Source organism: Sedimentibacter sp. MB35-C1, from assembly GCF_030913635.1.
Lineage (GTDB): Bacteria > Bacillota > Clostridia > Tissierellales > Sedimentibacteraceae > Sedimentibacter.
In genome coordinates this window covers 313,321-333,729 of the sequence record NZ_CP133188.1, presented here as the reverse complement: position 1 = coordinate 333,729, position 20,409 = coordinate 313,321, and the positions used below count along the sequence as shown (strand labels likewise).

General features: G+C 39.4%; 12 protein-coding genes. 6 read left to right on the top strand and 6 right to left on the bottom strand.

All coding sequences use genetic code 11. The features are described 5' to 3' along the window. Window positions 1–78 precede the first annotated feature (78 nt). Entirely contained in the window at window positions 79–5,904 is a 5,826-nt protein-coding gene (locus RBQ61_RS01550) for an S-layer homology domain-containing protein (RefSeq protein WP_308138785.1), read from the bottom strand. A 189-nt stretch (window positions 5,905–6,093) separates the two neighbouring features. On the opposite strand from RBQ61_RS01550, the gene RBQ61_RS01545 reads away from it, so the two are divergent. Beyond that, window positions 6,094–6,720 (top strand): TetR/AcrR family transcriptional regulator, encoded by a 627-nt coding sequence (locus tag RBQ61_RS01545; RefSeq protein ID WP_308138784.1) that lies wholly within the window; start codon window positions 6,094–6,096, stop codon window positions 6,718–6,720. Between the two features lie 100 nt (window positions 6,721–6,820). On the opposite strand, the gene RBQ61_RS01540 is transcribed toward RBQ61_RS01545, so the two are convergent. From RBQ61_RS01540 to RBQ61_RS01520, 5 genes are all read right to left on the bottom strand, one after another. Next, the gene (locus RBQ61_RS01540; protein ID WP_308138783.1) at window positions 6,821–8,194 is read right to left on the bottom strand and encodes a S41 family peptidase; all 1,374 of its coding nucleotides are present in this window, start codon (window positions 8,192–8,194) and stop codon (window positions 6,821–6,823) included. A gap of 159 nt (window positions 8,195–8,353) precedes the next feature. Continuing rightward, window positions 8,354–9,526 (bottom strand): amidohydrolase, encoded by a 1,173-nt coding sequence (locus tag RBQ61_RS01535; protein WP_308138782.1) that lies wholly within the window; start codon window positions 9,524–9,526, stop codon window positions 8,354–8,356. 20 nt (window positions 9,527–9,546) lie between these two features. Beyond that, the gene (locus RBQ61_RS01530) at window positions 9,547–10,716 is read right to left on the bottom strand and encodes an amidohydrolase (protein ID WP_308138781.1); all 1,170 of its coding nucleotides are present in this window, start codon (window positions 10,714–10,716) and stop codon (window positions 9,547–9,549) included. A gap of 51 nt (window positions 10,717–10,767) precedes the next feature. Continuing rightward, window positions 10,768–11,967: a hypothetical protein gene (locus RBQ61_RS01525; RefSeq protein WP_308138780.1), complete on the bottom strand. Its 1,200-nt coding sequence runs from the start codon at window positions 11,965–11,967 to the stop codon at window positions 10,768–10,770. Window positions 11,968–12,136: 169 nt separating this feature from the next. Then, a complete protein-coding gene (locus RBQ61_RS01520) occupies window positions 12,137–13,420 on the bottom strand; it encodes a serine dehydratase subunit alpha family protein (protein ID WP_308138779.1) in 1,284 nt (427 codons plus the stop codon). Window positions 13,421–13,759: 339 nt separating this feature from the next. On the opposite strand from RBQ61_RS01520, the gene RBQ61_RS01515 reads away from it, so the two are divergent. The 5 genes from RBQ61_RS01515 (at window position 13,760) to dnaB (ending at window position 20,345) form a co-directional block, all read left to right on the top strand. Continuing rightward, window positions 13,760–15,493 carry a sigma-54-dependent Fis family transcriptional regulator gene (locus tag RBQ61_RS01515; RefSeq protein WP_308138778.1) on the top strand — a complete coding sequence of 578 codons (1,734 nt, stop codon included), beginning with the start codon at window positions 13,760–13,762 and terminating at the stop codon, window positions 15,491–15,493. 69 nt (window positions 15,494–15,562) lie between these two features. Then, complete coding sequence (locus RBQ61_RS01510) at window positions 15,563–16,525, top strand: YybS family protein (protein WP_308138777.1); 963 nt, start codon at window positions 15,563–15,565, stop codon at window positions 16,523–16,525. 22 nt (window positions 16,526–16,547) lie between these two features. Next, complete coding sequence (locus RBQ61_RS01505; RefSeq protein ID WP_308138776.1) at window positions 16,548–18,560, top strand: DHH family phosphoesterase; 2,013 nt, start codon at window positions 16,548–16,550, stop codon at window positions 18,558–18,560. Continuing rightward, the gene (gene rplI / locus RBQ61_RS01500) at window positions 18,557–19,003 is read left to right on the top strand and encodes a 50S ribosomal protein L9 (RefSeq protein ID WP_308138775.1); all 447 of its coding nucleotides are present in this window, start codon (window positions 18,557–18,559) and stop codon (window positions 19,001–19,003) included. Before RBQ61_RS01505 ends, rplI begins: the two co-directional genes overlap by 4 nt. Before the next feature lie 22 nt (window positions 19,004–19,025). Further along, window positions 19,026–20,345 carry a replicative DNA helicase gene (gene dnaB / locus RBQ61_RS01495; RefSeq protein ID WP_308140082.1) on the top strand — a complete coding sequence of 440 codons (1,320 nt, stop codon included), beginning with the start codon at window positions 19,026–19,028 and terminating at the stop codon, window positions 20,343–20,345. Window positions 20,346–20,409 lie beyond the last annotated feature (64 nt).

The following is a 20,409-nucleotide window of genomic DNA, read 5'->3' as shown; positions in this document are numbered from 1 at the left end:
GAAAATTAAAAGTGAAAAATAACAGTGCACAGAATGGTGAAATTCAGTCTGTGCACTGTTTTATGTCTAATGACTATTTTATTTTCTGGCACCATTTTCGTCTACTTCATAGCTGCCAACCTTGGTGCTTTTGGCAAGGGAGCCGTCGTCGTAAAAGTAATACCATTTATCGTCTATATGCATCCACTTGCCTGATACCATATTGCCGTATGTATCGAAGTAATATGTCTTTTTCAAATTGTCGCTTTTAATGTTCTGCCAGCCTGTAAGCATTTTATTTCCGGAAAAATAAAGCCAGTTATCGCTGTATTTTACCCATCCGGTTTTTAGAGTGCCATCAGCTCTGAAGAAATACCTTGTTTTATCGATAGTTTTCGTTCCGGTGAGAGCTTTGCCATCCTTGTAGCAGAACCACTGTCCGGCATCGTTCAGTGACCAGCTGTTGGCAGTTGCAGGATTTACGGTCAGCTTTATGTAACGGTGAAGCATTGTAGAAACCTCCGCGCGCGTGGCACCGGATTTGGGATTAAAATTATTCCCGCTGCTGCCTGTCATGATTCCTGCTTGCCGCATAGCCGTCACTGCTGTTCTATACATGCTGTCGATGCTGGCAGTGTCCATATAGGACGCTGCTTCACGAATGACGGGCAGCTGGTAGTCGGTGGCCCTTGCATAGTTTGCAAAGATTGCTGAGATTTCCTCGCGGGTGATGGCGCGGTCAGGGGCGAACTGCTGATTGCCGATGCCCTGCACGATACCTTCGCTATATGCCCATTCGATGTATGGTCGGAATGGGCCGTCAGCCTTTACGTCGGAGAAACTGTTTGTATTGAAGGCTTTTGGATCTACACCTGCTAATCTGCCCAGGGATGTTACCAGCATTCCACGCGTCATGGTGCTCTTAGGATCGAATGTGGTTTCTGAGGTGCCGGATAGCAGTCCTCTGCCGGCTACATAGTCAATGGATTCCTTGCCCCAATGGGTGCTGATGTCGGTAAATTTAGCACTTGGTGCAGTATAGCCTATGCCGTAGATGGATAGGTGCCCTGAGAAAATTAACATCGCTTTTGTATCTGAATCATAAGCGGAATCGTAAATGCGTATGGCGTTACTGTTGTCATCTACATATACGCCATAGAGATAGCCTGCTGCTTCGTTGCTTTCCGGAATATAAGGAATTGCAATAGTTGCAATGCCGCCGTTTAGTGATGAAATTGTAATGGGGCTGCCGTTTTTAATATAACTGATTGTAATGTCATAAGCCGGCCTTGCATTTATCATGGTATGTGCGTGGGAAGAAAGGTTCCGTGCCGGGGTAATGCTGATAGTTATATCTCCGCTGGTTTGTATTTGAATTTCCTGTAATGCTTTTTGATCAAAACCTACCGATACAAGCTGGCTGTTGACGGTAAAGTTTTTTACAGCTGCGCTGACAAGACTATTCAAAGAACTTCGTGTCAGCTTTGCTGTCAGAGAGGTTGCGCTATTTTGCGTTGTGATATCCAATTCTACGGCAATGCCATTGGCAATTTTGCTTTGCATTTTTGCATTGGACTGTGCTTTGGCAATGGCGTGGAGTATAGCTCCATCTGTGATAGATGCAATTGCAGTGCCGTTTTGCCCATATATAGCTGTAATAGGGACCGCTGCCGTTACAGGCTGGCCGGGGCTTTTTTCCGGCATTATTTTAACCGGTGGGGTTTTTATGGTTTTTGACGTTACCAGAGGAATGTCCGTAGTAATTGTGAGCTTTTCGCTGAATGCAGAAGGCTCTATTATTTCTGTCCCTGCAATGCGTTGGTACAGATCGTAGGAGGTTCCCTCTGCCAGCTCGGTGAACAAAGGACTATTCTGGAACGCATCTGAAAGTCCAAGCAAAGCAGTATCGCTTCCTGCCGAAAGAATGGCGTATTCATATCCGGCTATTGATTTCAGCGCAATACTGGTTTCAGTTTTTGATTCAAGCTGAGGAGCACTGGGTATTGCTGAATTTTCTGACCGCAGTACCGTTTGTCCCGCAGATTGTATTTTATCTGTATAATTTTGTGCCGTAACAACTACAGACACAATTTTGCCGATATCTTCTGCTGTCAGTTCATAGTCCACATTGTTTGCTCCGATTATAGGAGCGCTGTCCATCATCCACTGATAGGATAGTTTTCCGGTGTCGGGTGATGTAATAGACGGCATAGCAATGAGCGTCTGTCCGTATCTGAACACACCGCTTACGTTTACTGTTCCCTCCAAATCACCGTTAACCTGTATTACTGCTTTTTTGCCCGGCAAAGAGGGAAACATGGATGGCTTTGCCGTTACCGTAATAGTGCCGGCAAAACCGGCAGGTACGGTAAGCTTTGATGAATATGTGTCCGCTGCCGTATTAAGGATTCCGTCTGAGGCTTCCCATACAAGATTTGGCCATGCCGTATCCTTGAAAGAGCCGGAGGCAGTTAAATCCACCGAATGACTTGAGGACGATTTTAGGAGCAGTGTAGGCTGAGCGTCCAGGGTAATATCACTTGAATCTGCTGCCGGAAAAGTATAGGCTTCCAAATAAAGGGTCGGAGCGTATTCGGGAAAAGCAGATAGATATGGCAGCCGGCCGTTTGAGATGTTCCATGCTGTTTCGTCAAAGCCTAGCGCATCCCGCCAAAATGAAGTTGTAAAAAGTAAAGCGGTACTTGCTCCCTCGCCGTCGTTATTATCTGGTGTTCCGTCAGATATTCTGCTGCCATTTACTTTCATATTTATAAAAGAATAGTTATTAGTTAGGTTGACCATCGAACCAGATATACGTCCTAAATAGCTGCCGGTAGCACTTATGGAGGTGCTTAAAGCAGCACAATTTTGAATGTGGCCGACAGTGTATGTACCTCCTACTATGCCCCCCACATATTTGTATCCGATGACACTGCCGGTTACCATGCAGTTTTGTATCGTGAAGTTATTAATAGTCCCTGTTATACCTCCGACGTTTTCACCGCTGCATGTAACACTTCCGGTGTTGATGCAGTTTTCTATTTTAGAACTTTCAATATCGCTGATAGTATATACATACCCCGCTATGCCTCCGGCATCGCTGTCGCCTTTGACATTTCCGGTGTTGATGCAATTTTGTATTGAACTTAAGCCAGTTCCTATAATACCACCAATACTGTAGCTACCAGTGATGCTGGAGTTGCTAACGCAGTTTTGTACCAGACCCTCACAGGCACCTGCTATTCCGCCGACGCAGTAAACGCCGGATATACTGCCCGCTGTGCGGCAGTTCTGTAACGTTCCATTAATATAGCCTGCTATACCGCCAACATAGTCACCGCCTGTAATATTGACATTTATCATTTCAAGCCCTTTAATTGATCCATTTACAACATTTCCAAAAAGTCCTGAGGCATCATTCCTTTCGTTGTTAATATACAGACCGTTAATTATGTGTCCGTTTCCGTCGAAATGACCGCCAAATACATAGTCGTTATAAGAATCATTCCCAATAGGCATCCATCCCTTTCCGCCGTTATAGTCCTTACCGTATGCCGAAAGATCTATGTCGTTTTCTAGGCGAAAGTACTTACCGCTGAATTTTTCTCCGCTATTTACCATATTTGCCAGCCATTTTAAGTCATCTGCAGAATAGATGAGGTAAGGGCTGCTGTTGCTGCCCAAACCAGCGAGTCCTGTAATATATGCTGGCAGGGAATCTATCTGTCCGGGTAAACTGGTGAGCACCGGCATCTTGCCTTCTGCCAAAGTCCACACTGACGAATCCCAAGTGTTCAACCCGCCGGAAATCCACAGTGTTTGGATGGCTGTGGCATTTGCGTCAGCTCCGTTTGTTCCGGATGCACTTCCTGATACAGTGCCGTCGTTAACAGTCATGCTACTCCATGCGTAATTGTCTAATAGGGTGGATGACCCAGCATAACCTGCCACACGTCCAACAAGGCTGTCTTTGGAGTTGATAGATGGGTTCAATGCGGCGCAGTGTTTTATTGTACTGTTGCGAGCTATCCCCACAATGCTTCCAACATATTGAAAAGCCCCGATACGGCCGGTATTTATGCAGTTTTGAATTGTGCTAGAAAAAGCATTCCCCGTTATGCCTCCTATAGAACCGAATTTACCATTGATGCTGCAGGTGACAGCACAGTTTTGAACCGTATTATAGTAAGAAGATCCTGCTATGCCGCCAGTTCTATTAGAGCCATTGATGCTGCCGCTAACGGTACAGTTTTTTACAGCTTCATACATAATATTTCCAGTAATACCTCCGACATGATTTTCCCCTATAATATTGACGTCTTGCAAGAATAGATTTTGTACTATACCTCTGTAAATCATACCAAACAAGCCGACATAGTCAGTATCATCTCGATTGATATAAAGTCCGACGATTGTCTTGCCGTTACCGTCAAAGGTTCCCATAAAGGCACTACCTTCAAAGGTTCCCATAAAGTCATTGCCGCCTTTTCCAATTGGCGTCCATCCCCTGCCGTCTTCATAACTTTCACCGTAGGCAGAAATGTCTATATCGTTTTCTAAACGAAAGAATTCACCGCTAAATGTTTCACCGCTGTTAACTGCATCTGCCAGCCATTTTAAATCTGCGGCAGAATTGATGAGGTAAGGGTCGCTGCTGCTGCCAAAACCAGCAAGCCCTGTAATATAGACAGGCAGGGCATCACTTTGGTTGGGCAGATCTGACAGTACCGGAAGCTTACCGTGGGCAAGTGTCCACAGGGATGAGTCCCAGGTGTTTAGTGGGCCGTCTGTCCACAGGCTTTGTATGGCAGTTACATCTGCGTCTGCACCGTTTATACTGTCAGCATCGTTGCTGGATACGGTGTGGTCGTTCACCATCATTCCGCTCCATGCGTAGTTGCCTGAAAGTATAGATTCGTGGTAAGCACCCACTATTCGACCATTATTACTGCTTGTAGTGATAATCGAGAGATTCAGTGCAGCGCAATCCTGAACTGTGCTACTATTGATAACAGCTCCCGACACGCAGCCGACAGCTGTGCCACTGCCGCTTACATCGGCGGTAACAATACAATTTTGCATAGTTCCGCCTTCAACAACAGCCCCTGCTATGCCGCCTATAAAGATGCCGCTGCCACTTATACTGCCGTTAAAAACGCAGTTCTGCACAGTCCCTCCTTCAACAGCTCCAATCACGCCGCCGATAGATTTGCCTCCACTGCTGCTGACGCTTCCGCTGACTGAGCAGTTTTGTACAGTGCCGCCATTGACAACATCCCCTGCAATGCCTCCGATAAAATGGCTTCCGCTGGCGTTCACATCCGGCAGAATCAGGTTTTGCACTGTGCCTGCGTTAATACTGCCAAACAAACCTGCATGATCGGTGTTGTCTCGATTGATATACAGTCCGGTAATTACTTTGCCTCCGCCGTCAAAAGTTCCCATAAAGGGTTTGCTGTCAAGGCCGATTGGCATCCATCCATTTGTTCCATCATAGTTTTTACCATATTCGGACAAATCTATATCGTTTACCAGCAGCAGATGATACTGTTCCGGCAATGTGTCGGGAAGCAATCCACTGTTCAAACACCGTGCAAAATCAGCAAGCTGTGCTGCTGTTTCAATGCGCAGGGGATATTCCTCGGTGCCGAGTCCAAGCACTTGCGTTTCTGCGCTGCCGGTGGAAAGTAAAGTAAACATCCCCTCTAAGGCAGGTATAGGAGTGCTGATGGCTGTACCGCTGACCGTATTAGCAGGCTCTAAATCGTTTTCATCTAAATCTGATGCTTCGCCATCCTCTGCTGCGGCAAGCACCGTTGATGTCAAAATTGGCTTCGCTGCTGCTGAAACAGGTATCATGCCTACAGCCATAATGACAGACAGCACAATAGCTGTAGCCTTTTGGATCATTTTGTTTCTGCTCATGCAATTTCCTCCATTTTTCATTTTAAAAAATTTATATATGCTAAAAATTTGGATATTTTATACTGAATACTTGAATTTAAGACTAGTGAATGCTATACTAAATTATAGAAACTCTATTTAGTAAACGCGTTTAGTAACTTGGGTAATTATACTATGCTTTACGAAAAGATTCAATAGAGGAGATGGAATATGAGAGAAAAAAAACCCGATAAAAGAAAGATTCAGGGAGCTGCGACTAAAAAGAAACTATACGAAATTGCTGAAAAATTGTTTGCGGAACATGATTTTGAAGCTGTCAGCGTGGGGGACATTACCGACGAGGCAGGCATTACGAAGGGTGCTTTCTATGTGCACTTTGAGTCTAAGGATGCACTGATTGCTCAACTTATTGCGGATCATGTTGCCCGCGTCGATACGGAGTACAAAGAATTTTTGGAAAAGTTACCGACGGACATGCCTGCTTCTGAGGTGATGCTTGCATTAGTCGAAAAAATAGCCGATGTGCTTATAAGTATCATCAGCTATGAAAATATGAAAAAAATTTACCAGATGCTTCTGGCAAAAACCGTGGATACCGAAGCGGTAAAGGGATACGACAGGGAGCTTTATGCGCTGATTCACAGCGTATTGAGCAGAGGAGTACAGAGAGGAGAATTCAAGTCTGATATGTCTTTGGATATCCTGTCCAGGCATTTTGTCATGGCAATTCGAGGAGCCAGCTATGAGTGGTGTGTCCGTTATCCGGACTTTGATTTGAAAGACCAGGTTGTGGGGCAGTGTCGTCTGTTGATAGAAGGGATTATGTTGCAAAAATAGAGACAAAACGTGGGGAAAGTGGTAATGCTTGATGAGGGGGTTAGGCATTATTATTTTAATAAAAACTGCTCCTGTTTATTATTGGGAGCAGTTAATTTTTTTATTTGTTCAATGCTTCTATGGCGGCCTTTAGCTGAAGGTCATCTGTGTTTTCATGAGTATAGTTAACCAATGCGCTGTACAGAGTATTTTGAGTTGTAATGTCAATACTTCCATATGCATAGAGATAGTTGTCTTGCTGAAACTTTACTATTTGTTCGTATGACTTGCTGTCATATACTCCGTCCGGTTCATCAACGTCATATCCCAATGTATCCAGAATCATTTCAGCTGCCAGTACATCCAGGCTTACGCTGCCTAAAACAGACTTCTTTGTCTTACTGAATTGAGGATAAATAGAAAGATCTGTTTTTTTGTTTTCTACTTCTATGTCGGGGGCGACTCCTACTTTATGTACCGGTGTTCTGTCTACAGAAAAATATTCCGCAGTGGTGAATTTTACTCCGCTGCCGTTTTTTAACGGATACAATGTTTGAACTATCCCTTTTCCGAAAGATTGGGTTCCGACTATTATACCTTCATTCTTGTACTTTACAGCTCCCGCAAAGACTTCTGTTGCGCTTGCACTGCCTCCGTTAATTAATACAGCAATTTCATATTTCTGCTCTTTCAGTTCGCTTTCATAGATGTCTTCCTTACCTGTGGCGTAATCCACGTATACTACCGGCCCTTCGGTTACAAAAAGATTAAGCATATCAACTGCAGAATTTAAAGTGCCGCCTCCGTTGTTCCTCATATCTATAACTAGCTTCTTAATGTCGCTTTCATCAAATTTATTAAGTTCCTTTTTTACAAGCTCCACAGTATTGTCGGAGAAATCCGTTACTTTTAAATAGCCTGTATTTTCATCCAAAATTTTTCCTTCTACAGTGCTTGTTAGAATTGTCTTTCTTATAATGTCAAAGTTTATTTTTTCTGTTCCTCTTATGATTCCCAGTTTAACATGAGTCCCTTCCTTACCCTGTATAAGCGATGCCGCCTGAGATATTGTAAGACCGGTAATATCTGCATCATCTACGTACTTTATAATATCACCTGATTTTATACCGGCCTCCAGTGCTGGAGAGCCGGTCAAAGGAGTAATAACCAATATCTGGCTGTTGTGATCTATTATCTGAACACCTATTCCAGTATATTCTCCGGCTGTTGTATCAAGCATGGCTTGGTATTCATTAGGAGTGTAATATACGCTGTAATCATCTAAAACACTGAAAAACCCGTCATAAAGTCCATCCAGTATATCTTCTTGGTCTACCTCGTACTGATAATAATCAGTTACAAAATATATTACATTTCTCATAAATTCAAGATCTGATTCGAATTTATCCTTATTTATGTCAGCGGCAAAGGCCGTTGAAGCAAATGAAGATAAAATCATTAACATTGTCAATATTAAACATATTTTTCTTTTCATAGTCCACCTCTTTGTCTTAGTTCTTAATATAAGTATATTTCATATAGATTCCTGTGTAAAGGACTATATTAAGAATACATATTCAGGAAATAAAATACAAAATAAAACGGACGATGAAATCGGAAATAATTCTGATTTCATTGCCCGCAAATTGTAGCATTAGTTATCTGAATTTAAAAAATCATAAGCGAATTGTGCAGCTAATGCGGAGGCCATGTGAAGAGTGCTCTCATCAATTTTGAAAAACTCGCTGTGATTATTGTATACTGCACCTATTTTTTCATTATAGCATCCGATGAAGCCGAAGAAGCCCGGAACATTTTCCTCAAGATGCGAAAAATCTTCCGCTCCCATAACTTTTGGAATAGAAGCTAGGGATTCTTCACCGTACAGTTTGATTGCAGCATCTTTAGCAATTTTATTTAGATGCTCATTTTCATTTATGATTGGGTCTGTTAAATAGTTGTATTCAAGTTCTGCTGTAACACCTAATGCTTTAGCTGTGTTTTCTGCTATTTTTCGCAGCTCGCCTTCAATTGCATCCCTTGTATCCTTATTGAATGCTCTTGTAGTACCTTCCATTTCAATATTGTTTGCAATAATGTTAAATCTCTGTCCTCCGTTCATGGTTCCTACGGTTACAACCGCAGCATCCAGAGGATTTTTTCGCCTGCTTACAAAGGACTGAATGTTCATTACTATTGAAGCTGCTGCATAAAGTGCATCATTACCTAAGTTTGGAGCCGATCCGTGAGAAGAAGAACCTTTAACTGTAATTTTAAATGTATCACAAGATGCCATTCTTTCACCAGGTTCTAGATTAAACTTGCCGGCCTCAACTTGGGACCATATATGAGTTCCATAAACTGCATCAACATCGTCAAGATAACCATTATCAACGTAATATTTAGCGCCTATACCTACTTCTTCTCCTGATTGAAATAAGAGTTTTACAGTTCCGTGAAGTTCATCTTTTAGATCTTCCAGGATTCTTGCGGCTCCCAACTGTACAGACATGTGAGTATCATGCCCGCATGCGTGCATATTGCCGTTTGTCGCTGCATAGGGCAGGCCGGTTTTTTCTTTAACAGGCAGCCCATCTATATCTGCTCTGAGCATTACTGTTTTCCCGGGTTTGCCGCCTTTGATAATTCCGATGCATCCGTTGTAGTCTGGGAATGAAATTACTTCTATTCCCATTGACGTTAGTTCTTTGATCAGTTTTTTTGTGGTTTTTATTTCGTTCAAGCTCAATTCAGGCATTGAATGCAATAATCTTCTCTGTTCAATAATATAGTCGTTATATTTTTCTGCTAAGTTTTTTATGTTCATTTTTATCTCCAATCATCATTTTAGTTTTCATCAAGAAAGTCACAGGCAAATTGCGCGTAAAGGGCAGAGCCTCTGTGAAGCACATCTTCGTCTATCGTAAACTTATCGTTGTGATTGGAATAAATCAGTCCCTTTTCTTCGTTCCTTGTTCCTATAAACCCATAAAATCCGGGTGCTTTCTCCATGAGATATGCGAAATCTTCTGAACCCATAAGTGTAGGCATGTGAATCAGGCTTTCGTTTCCATATAATTTAATTGCTGCATTACGTACAATGTTATTAATTTTTTCGTGTTCATTTATTATAGGAGCGGCATAGTATGAGTATTCCAATTTTGCTTCACATCCAAGTAGCTTTGCAGTATTTTCAACTACAGAGCGCAGGTTTGCTTCAACAGAAGACCTTATTTCTCTGGAATGTGTCCTTACAGTTCCTTCCATTTCAACATTATTAGCAATTATGTTGAATCTTTGTCCTCCCTTTACTGTACCGATTGAAATAACCAGAGGATTAAGAGGATCATTCACTCTGCTTACAAGAGTCTGCAGATTCATAATTATCGAAGATGCCGCAATTATTGCGTCTTTTCCCAAGTGAGGGGCGGATCCATGTGATGAAACACCTTTTACTGTAATTTTGAAATTGTCTACAGATGCCATTCTAACGCCGGATTCAAGATTGAAATAAGGAGCGTCAAGAGATCCCCAAATGTGCATTCCGAATAGAGCATCGATGCCGTCTAATACGCCGTTATCAACATAATATTTTGCTCCGTGGCATGATTCTTCTGCTGCCTGGAAAAGCAGCTTAACAGTTCCGTTTAATTGGTCCTTCATGTCTACAAGAATTTTTGCTGCTCCCAGAAGCATAGATATATGAGCATCGTGACCGCATGCATGCATATTTCCATTGCTGGATGCATAAGGCAAATCAGTGTGCTCCTCAACAGGAAGAGCATCTATATCTGCGCGAAGCATAACTGTTTTTCCTGGTTTTGCTCCTTGAATTGTACCTATAAGTCCGTTGTAATCATCAAAAGTTTTAACTTCAATTCCCATTTCCTTCAAATCCTGTGCCAGCTGCTTAGTGGTGTTAACCTCCTCAAAGCTGAGCTCTGGAACGGAGTGGTAGTATCTTCTTCTTTCAACAATGTAATCATTATATTTTTCTGCTAAATTTTTTATGTCCATAAAACACCTCATTATATTTTTTGTAAATAATTATAAATTTATCTATGCCTTCTACAGCATATTAATAAATATACCAGCTACTATTACCGATGTAATTGTTACGGTTATAAAGCCGCCGACTATCATCATCGGTAGAAGTCTGTCCATGAGGAATTTATGTTCTTCTTCTGTGTTTGTAAGTGCTTTAACACATTCTTCTGTCAATATATAGTTCGGCGGGAAGCCGTAAAGTGCTGTAAGTGAAACTGCGTATGCCATATTCCAGCTTATACCGAGAATTTTTCCGGCTATCATGGATGCTATACCCATTCCAGCAACACCGACTATTATTATTACTGCCATTGGGCCGGCTGCTTCAAGCAATATTGCAGGAGTTGCGTCCTTAAGTCCGGAAAATACATAAACCATAAGTACGAACATTAAAAATCCGTACGAATTTGCTTTGTTTAATGAATCTTTATCAAGGAAACCTATCTCAGTTAATACTATACCAAGTATCAATGCCCACACAGCTTGATTCAAACCTGTAATTGTACCCAACTTGTTAGCAATAAATACAGCAATCATTAGCTTCAGAAGTACAAATGCTGTTGTCATGTATTTCTGAGGCATAGGTGGGATAAGTCTCTTTTTTTCGCTTTCTTTAGTTTCCAAATTTCCTGCAGATGCATCAATGTCTGTTACAGATTCTTCTGCTTTAATAGCACCTGATCTAAATCCTTTAAGGAGTTTTTTTCCTTCTTTCTTAAGCAGTATCGCTGTTAAAGGATAACCTGCAAAACCCTGGCATACATACATTGCAATTGCTAAAACAGCTGCAGAAGTAAGTCCTTTTTCCAATGCTGCCTGGTTCATCATTGTTGCTGCAACTATACCTCCTGTCAACGGTGGAAGACCTGAAACCACATATTCCTTTCCTACCGTTGGAACACATATCAGCCAGCAGGCAGCTACCATACCTACCAGACCGGCAAGGGTTATAACTATAACTTTCCATTGCTCAAGCAGCTGCTTAATGCTTATAATTGTACCCATGTGGGTAATGCAGAGCATAATTACCAAAAGACCTCCCAGCGGAGCTCCGAGTCCTGCAAGAGTTACAATGTCTTTTGGGAAGAATGTCCAATATCCTATAAGGAACAAAATAGCTGTTACGAATACGGAAGGGATCCATGCTTTAGTTTTTGTTCCCACAAATTCGCCTATGTAATAGACAGCCGAAATAATTAAAAGTGCCAAAATGTTGCTCATCTGTTTCCTCCTGATGTTTTAAATTATTAAGGCATTTGCTAAATTAAAAATAATACTGTTTAAGCGCGATTGATTTTATAAGCCACCACCTTTGGACTATTTGAGTGCTACTCTTTGCTACAGCTTAATCATGTGATTTTTTATTTATGCAATTACCTGTTGATTTATGTTAACATTTGTTAAGCATAACCGAAAGAATTGTAGCATCTGTATCTTTCATACCCACATTTGAAACGAGAGAAAGATTCTCTATTGTCTGTTCAGGGGTTTTTCCCAGAATGCCGTTATTATTTGGTACAAATATATTTTGTAAAGCCATCTGCGAAGCATCTACAGCTGCATCGACGGATATTGAAAGCTTGTAGGAGCATCCTATTTTAGCTCCGTCGCACAGCATACCCGAAACTCCTGCAACCATATTATTAATGGATGCTTCTATTTGGGATAAAGAGCCTCCCAAGAGATAAGTCAGTCCTGCAGCACACCCAACACCTGCAGCCACACCGCATCCACATACTGGCGATAAGGCGCCGATATGAATTTTTACAAGAATGGTTACAAGGTGGCTTAATGCAACACTGCGTATTATTTTTTCTTCGGGTATATTTTTATTATTACCAATAAAAGATATAGGTATTATGGCTACCAAACCGTGATTTCCAGAGCCGGCGCTGCTCATTACCGGGAGAGGATATCCTGACATACGCGCTTCTGAAGCGGCAGCAGTATAAGCCTTTGCCTTTGAAAATACGTCATCTGCACTGTTGAAAAAATAATTTGCCATGCCTATTCCTTCATTAGATTTAAGACCTTCGTTAGCTATTCTTAAATTCATTTCAATTCCGTTTTTAATAAAGCCAATTTTATCTATCGGAACATGATCTGCAAAGTTCACTAAATCTTTTACATAATAATCCTTGATCTTGTATTTAATTTCATTCGCAGAAATATTATCCTTTTCAGAATACTCCTTTCCGGAGTCTGAGTCAAACATTATATTATTATTTTTGCTTATATAAACAATATTTGTGTGTGAGTTTTTTATAATAACACAAGAATGATCATTTTTTGATTTTGCAGTAACCTTAATAAACAATCCGTCAACTTTTTCGTTAAGTGTTAGTTTGATTATGCCTGAATTAACAATTTCAATAGATTTTTCTATACTTTTGTTATCCACATCTTTGAGCACCTCAAGTCCGTACTCGGATTTGCCTGTGACAAGGGATAGCGCAGCGGCAAAGATTATGCCGTGTTCCTTGGTTCCCGGAATACCTACACTCATTCCATTTTTTAAAATATTTTTATCAACTTCAATGCTGAGCTCATTAACTTTGTCAGGTAATACCTCCTTAGCTTTTGCTACGGCATACGCTACTGCACCTGGTTCAGTGCAACCAAGAGCAGGAGCAACTTGATTCTTTAGTATGTCAATAAGAATTCCATCATTCATATTTAATACTTCCTCTCATAAAATTCTTTTATTAACTGTTATTGCAAATTTTATGCCAAGTTAAAAAACCGCACATAGGTTGAAAAACTTATTTTTAAAGAATTAACCTTATAATTAATTTATCATATATAATAAATGTAAAATATATTAAGCGGTATACAGTGTAAAAACTAAGCTTAGAGCAATTTATCAACTATGAAGTTCATTTATCATTTTTGATAAATAAAATATAAAAGATAAAAATTCTATGTACTTTTACGTTGTTATACTATAGAATTATGAATAATAAGGTATCAAATGCCATCATTCCAAAAACAGGTAAAAAGGAAGTGATATTATATGAGTTTGCTTATGGACATAAGGACAGAGCTGATGCATGTTGTTGAAGCGCTTCACGCGGTGACAAATATTGATATAATAGTGGTTGATAATAATCTTGAGAGAGTAGTATCCACTGTTAAACACAGTGATAGGTTTGTAACCAGTGCTCCGGAAAATTCCGCATTTCACAAATGCTTAATAACAGGAGAGCATTATTTTATTGAAGATCCCAGAAATGATCGTGTTTGCATGGAGTGCACAAATATGATTAATTGTAAGGAACTCATTGAATTTTGCCTTCCTATTAAATATGATGGCAATATTATAGGGGTGTTGGGAATGTGCACCTGCGATGAAACGGCTAAGAGAAGCCTTATGCTTAACAGGGGAAGCTATGTGAATTTTGAAAGCAGGCTCAGTGAATTGATTTCCACTATGCTGAACGAAAAAAGTGTTATGAGGATGTTGGAATATCGATCGTCTGAAATGGGAACATTAATTAATTCTCTTAGCAATGGTATAATTGTAATAAATAATAATAAGCATATTGTAACAACAAATAAATATATTAATGAAAAAATGGATGTAGATATAAAGAACCTTCCTTCATTGAAAGAGCTTATTACAGAAAGGGCATACAGTTTGCTTTCTTCAAAAAATTTTAATTCGGTTGAAGGACCTTTCAAAATGGGAGACATGCAATTTATAATAAGTGCAAATCCTATTATAGTAAATGAAAAAAAAGAAGGTACAATTCTTGTGTTGTCTGATTTTGAAAAAATGAAGGAATCCGTGCTTGAGTCCAACAGAAAAATGGACTTGATAACATTCGATGACATAGTTGGCGAGAGCGAGGTGCTCCTTCAGGCAAGAAGAGAAGCGGTTCAGGTTGCAGATAACGATGCATCTGTTTTAATTTATGGAGAGACAGGCACCGGTAAAGAGGTGTTTTCAAGAGCTATACATAATCTTAGCAAAAGAAAAAACAATGCTTTTATTGCACTTAACTGCGGTGCAATTCCGGAAAATTTAATAGAAAGTGAACTTTTCGGCTACGAAAAAGGATCTTTTACAGGGGCGAGTTCAACAGGAAAGATGGGAAAATTTGAATTGTGTAAGGACGGAACATTATTTTTGGATGAAATAGGAGACTTGCCATTTTTGATGCAGGTAAAACTTAACAGAGCTCTTGAGGAAAAAGAAATCCTGAGAGTCGGCGGCAGTATGCCTATTAAGGTGAATCCCAGAATAATATCCGCAACGCATAAAAATTTGAATTCCATGGTTGAAAAAAAACTTTTCAGAGATGATCTGTTTTACAGACTGAATGTGGTGCCTATATATCTTCCTCCGCTGAGAGAAAGAGGATATGACGTAATAATATTGTCCAGATATTTTTTGAATCATTTTTCGAAATCGTACTGCAAGGATATAACAGGTTTTTCTACGGAAGCAGAGGCGCTTCTTTTGAAGTATAAATTTCCGGGGAATATAAGAGAACTCAGAAATCTTGTAGAGTATGCCGTAATATTTGAACATGGAAGCAAAATAGGTGCGGAAAATATTAAAAAGAAAATAGGAGCTTCTTCTGATGCTGATACTGCCAAGCTTTCTGATTTAACCAGAGCTTTTGAAAAGTCTGTTATTGAAAATAAAATTAAAAAGCTGGGAGATGATCTTGATGCAAAAAAAGAAGCAGCTAAACAGCTTGGTATAAGTATTGCTACATTGTATAGAAAACTTGAAGGCTAAAATATATTTTTTGACTTTATGCTGCTTTTAGGTTAAAATTATGTAATTAGATATTATATTGAGGTAATAATGAATAGAAATAAAAAAACATCAAGTATAACAGAAACAGCGATGATAATTGGAATTCTTGTTATTATATCACTTATTTCGTCATTTGTTCCAATAAGCATGATTTTTTATCCAACCCCAGCAATAATACTTGCAAAAAGAAGGGGCATTAAATATTCAGCACTTGCGCTGCTGGCAGCAGATATTATAATTGCATTATTTTTAGGGGCAGCCACAGGATTCATGTACTTGGTTTTATACACTCCGTTTTCCATAGCTCTGACTTATGGTGTGTATCGTGATAAAAAGGCCGAAAAGACTTTGATGTACGGTGCTGCTGCATACATGTCCTCGTTTGTTTTGCTGGTATTGATGATGGATTCGATAATGGGGATTAATCTTGTTGAACAGCTTAAATTGATTTATGTAGAAGGCTATTCAAAGGTTGAAGAAGTATTTTCCTCCATGCCCAGCGGATTGAGTGTTGATGAGAACTTGGATAAATTGGCGGCAATGAAGGAAACTACGGAATTTATGCTTTCAAATTTATTTCCTGTTATGGTTGTAACGGCATCTGTTGCAGGATCGTATTTTAATTACTTGATTGCTGAAAAGTTTTCGAAAAGATTTTCAATAGGAATTAACAAGCTTGTAAAATTCAGCTATTTTTCATTTCCGAGATCGTTTATGATGGCAATGGCAGCACTGCTTTTGTGCTCATATCTTCTCACTGTTTTGAATTTCAATGTCGGGGTAATACAGCTTAATTTGTTTGCCCTGGTTTTTATATCAATGACAGTGCAAGGATTTTCGGTCATTAAATTTTTTCTGGATAAATATCAGAGATCCAGGGCCTTGAAAAATTTTCTTATAGTTGTGGTTATATATATGACATTTGTATTTTCAGGTTTTATGTTAATGGTTGTGCTTGTGGGACTTTTGGATTTAACAATAAATTTGAGAAAAATAAATAAGACAGTATAAATCGTATGTGGAGGTAATAAATTTGGATAATAAGACAACTCCTAAATTTTTGAAAGATGACAGTTTAATTTATTTTTCGGTTATTATTCTTTTAATAGTTGTTTTCTTCATTGAGCGCATGTTTATATATGCAGGGATTGCAGGACTTATTTTGATGGGAGTGTCTGCTTTTGCTCTCAGAAGACAAGTGCAAAGAGAAAAAGATCTGAAAAATTACATAATAGACTATACAAAAAATATTGAAAATCTATCCGTAAATTCATTTTATTATTCTCCAATGCCTGTAAGCATAATAGGACCATACGGTAAAATTTTCTGGTTCAACAATAAGTTCAAGGAGCTTGTGGGAGATGAGCTGGAGAATATTGAAAACATTGATGAGTTTATTGCAGATTTTCCTACAAAAACATTTGAAGGCAATACGGAAGGAGTCATAAATAACATAGAATTAACCGATTCCGGGAAAACTTTTACTATAATGTACTATGGGCTTGAAGAGGGAAGATTTGGAGAAAGTCTATCATATGTGTGTTATTGGAATGAAAACACGGCGTTTGCAAACCTGAAGACAAAGTATAATGATGAACGTCCTGTGGTAATGCTTGTACAGATAGATAATTACGATGAAATATCAGAAAAACTTGACAAGGGTGAAAAGTCCGCCATGACTGCGGAGGTTGAGAAAATACTTAACAGATATGCTTCTGAGATGAATGGATTTGTTTTGCGATATGATACGGCAAAATTCCTGATGATGATAGAGCACAGCTTCCTAGAAAATTTGGAAGCAAAGAAATTTTCGATGCTGGAGGATGTTAAGTCGCTTAAAGGCGGAGGAGACTTTAATTTTACCCTTAGTATAGGTACGGGCGTATTGGCAAAAAATCTTACACAGCTTATTGAATACGCAAAGGGCGCTTTGGATGTTGCATTGGGCAGAGGCGGCGACCAGGCCGTTGTTAAAAGAATAAATTCTGTTAAATTTTACGGGGGTAAAAGTAAAGCTGTTGAAAAAAGAACAAAGGTAAAGGCAAGAATTATTTCCTATGCCTTGAGGCAGATAATTGACCAAAGTTCAAATGTTATTATTATGGGACACAGGGTTGGTGATATGGACAGTCTGGGCGGTTCCATAGGAGTATATGCAGTTGCGAGAAGCAGGGGTAAAAAAGCATATATAGTTTTAAATAATGTAAATTATGCATTGAAAAATATGCACGAAAGAATGAAAAATAATGAAGAAAGCCATTATATTGAATCCTTGATAAGTACAGAAGCTGCATTAAACATAGCAGATCAGAATACGCTTGTTGTTGTTGTTGATACACACAGACCAAGTTATACAGAAGCACCTGAGCTTTTAAGCAAGGTGGATAAAATTGTGCTGATTGATCATCACAGAAGAAGTGAAGAATATATTGAAAATCCGCTTCTTGACTATATAGAGCCATATGCGTCCTCAACCTGCGAGCTTATATCAGAACTTGTGCAATATATGGAAGACCACATTAAACTCACTAAATTTGAGGCAGATGCACTTTTGGCGGGAATTGTACTGGATACAAATTCTTTTACGTTTAAAACGGGAGTAAGAACTTTTGAAGCTGCGTCGTTCTTGAGAAGAAACGGTGCTGACACATCAGATGTAAAGGAACTTTTCTGCGAAAGTCTGAGCTCCATGAAAAAGAAAACGGAGATAATTGAAAAATCTGAGATAATACTAGGAGATGCAGCGATTTCATATATAGATGAAATTTCAGAAAACAGCAATGTTATAGCTGCACAGAGCGCTGATGAGCTGCTTACCATTAAAAATATTAAAATGAGCTTTGTTCTTGTAAGGAACAAAGATTATATAAATATAAGCGCCCGTTCCACAGGACCTATTAATGTTCAGGTAATTATGGAGTATTTAGGCGGAGGCGGCCACTTAAACATGGCCGGAGCCCAGGTACAGACACAAGATATGAACGAGGCGAAAGAAATGCTGATAGAAGCGATATCTCATTATAAAAAGGAGAGCGAGAAAGAATGAAAGTAATATTATTGGAAGATGTTAAAAATGTTGGAAAAAAAGGAAACATTATCAATGCGAAAGACGGATATGCAAGAAACTTTCTTTTTCCAAAAAATTTGGCTATAGAAGCTACACCATCAAATCTAAAAAATTTAGAAAATGCCAGAAAAAAACAGGAAGCTAAAGAAAATGAAATATTTGAAGAAGCGAAGAAGTTAGAAGAAGAGCTTACTAAATTAACTATAGTAATTAAGACAAAAGCGGGTGAGAGCGGAAAGCTCTTTGGTGCTGTAACAACAAAAGAGATTTCTGAAATTATTGAAAAAGAGCATGGATTTGCCATTGACAAGAAAAAATATGATTTAGATGAACCTATAAAATCTGTAGGGGAGTACTTTGTAAAAATTAAGCTCCATCCTCAGGTGAACGCTAAAGTAAAAGTTATTGTAACGGAAAAATAAGAGGGGTAACATGTCTGATTTGATGAATTTGGGAAAAGTGCCGCCTCATAGTGCCGAAGCAGAACAGACTGTCCTTGCATCTGCTTTGATTGACCATATTGCTGTTGAAAAGCTTATGAATCTTTTGACTTCAGAAGATTTTTACTTTGAGGCAAACAGGGAAATATTTGATTCAATAAAACAGATTCACATCCAAAATATTCCCGTGGATGTACTTACACTTACAGAGGAGCTTAAAAAAAGAGGCAGAATAGATTATATAGGCGGATATGAATATTTGGCCCAATTAACTGAAAATATAATAACCTCTAAGAATGTTGAGGCATACTGCAATATCATAAGAGAAAAATCAACTCTGAGAAGGCTCATAAGTGCATCAAGCGAGATAATTGAAAAAGGATACAAGGAAAGTGATGATGTCCAGAAGATTATAGAGCTTGCGGAATCTAGAATCTTTTCAATTTCACAAAATCGAAGCATAAATTCTTTTACTGAAATTAAGGATGTCTTGATGACCGTATTTAATACCCTTGAAGAGAGAGCTATGAATAAGGGCAGCATTACAGGGCTTACAACAGGTTATGAAGATTTGGACAGAATGACTTCCGGACTTCAGAAATCAGATCTCATACTTCTGGCTGCTAGGCCTTCCATGGGAAAGACGGCGCTTGCGCTTAATATAGCTATGAATGCGGTTAAGACCGGCGCATCGGTGGCTTTGTTCAGTCTCGAGATGTCCAAGGAACAGTATGTTCAAAGAATTATAAGCATGGAATCCATGGTGGACAGCTCTAAGCTCAGGACAGGCAATCTGGACGATGAAGATTGGACAAGGCTTATTTCAACCATGAGCACCATTTCCAATTTTGATGTTTTTATAGATGATACGGCTGCAATTTCAGTGTTTGAGCTGATGTCTAAATGCAGAAGACTAAAAATAGAAAAAGGGCTTGATTTGATAGTTATTGACTACCTTCAGCTTATGTCTGACGGAACAAATTCCTCCAACAGACAGCAGGAAATTTCTAATATTTCCCGAGGATTGAAGGCTTTGGCAAGAGAAATGGACTGCCCTGTAATAGCGCTGTCGCAGCTGTCACGTGCGCCGGAGCTCAGACAGGATCACAGACCGATTATGTCTGACTTGAGAGAATCAGGAGCAATAGAGCAGGATGCCGACATTGTACTAATGCTGTACAGAGACGAATACTACTTCAAGGAAGAATCCGAAAAAAAAGGAATAACAGATGTTATTATTGCCAAGCAGAGAAACGGACCTGTGGGAACGGTTGAGCTTGCATGGATAAGTCAGTACACAAAATTTGGAAATATTCAGAAATAATACTAAATTAAAGGACGTTGATGTCTTTGTAATTAATCTGAGGGCGCACGAGATGCGCCCTATT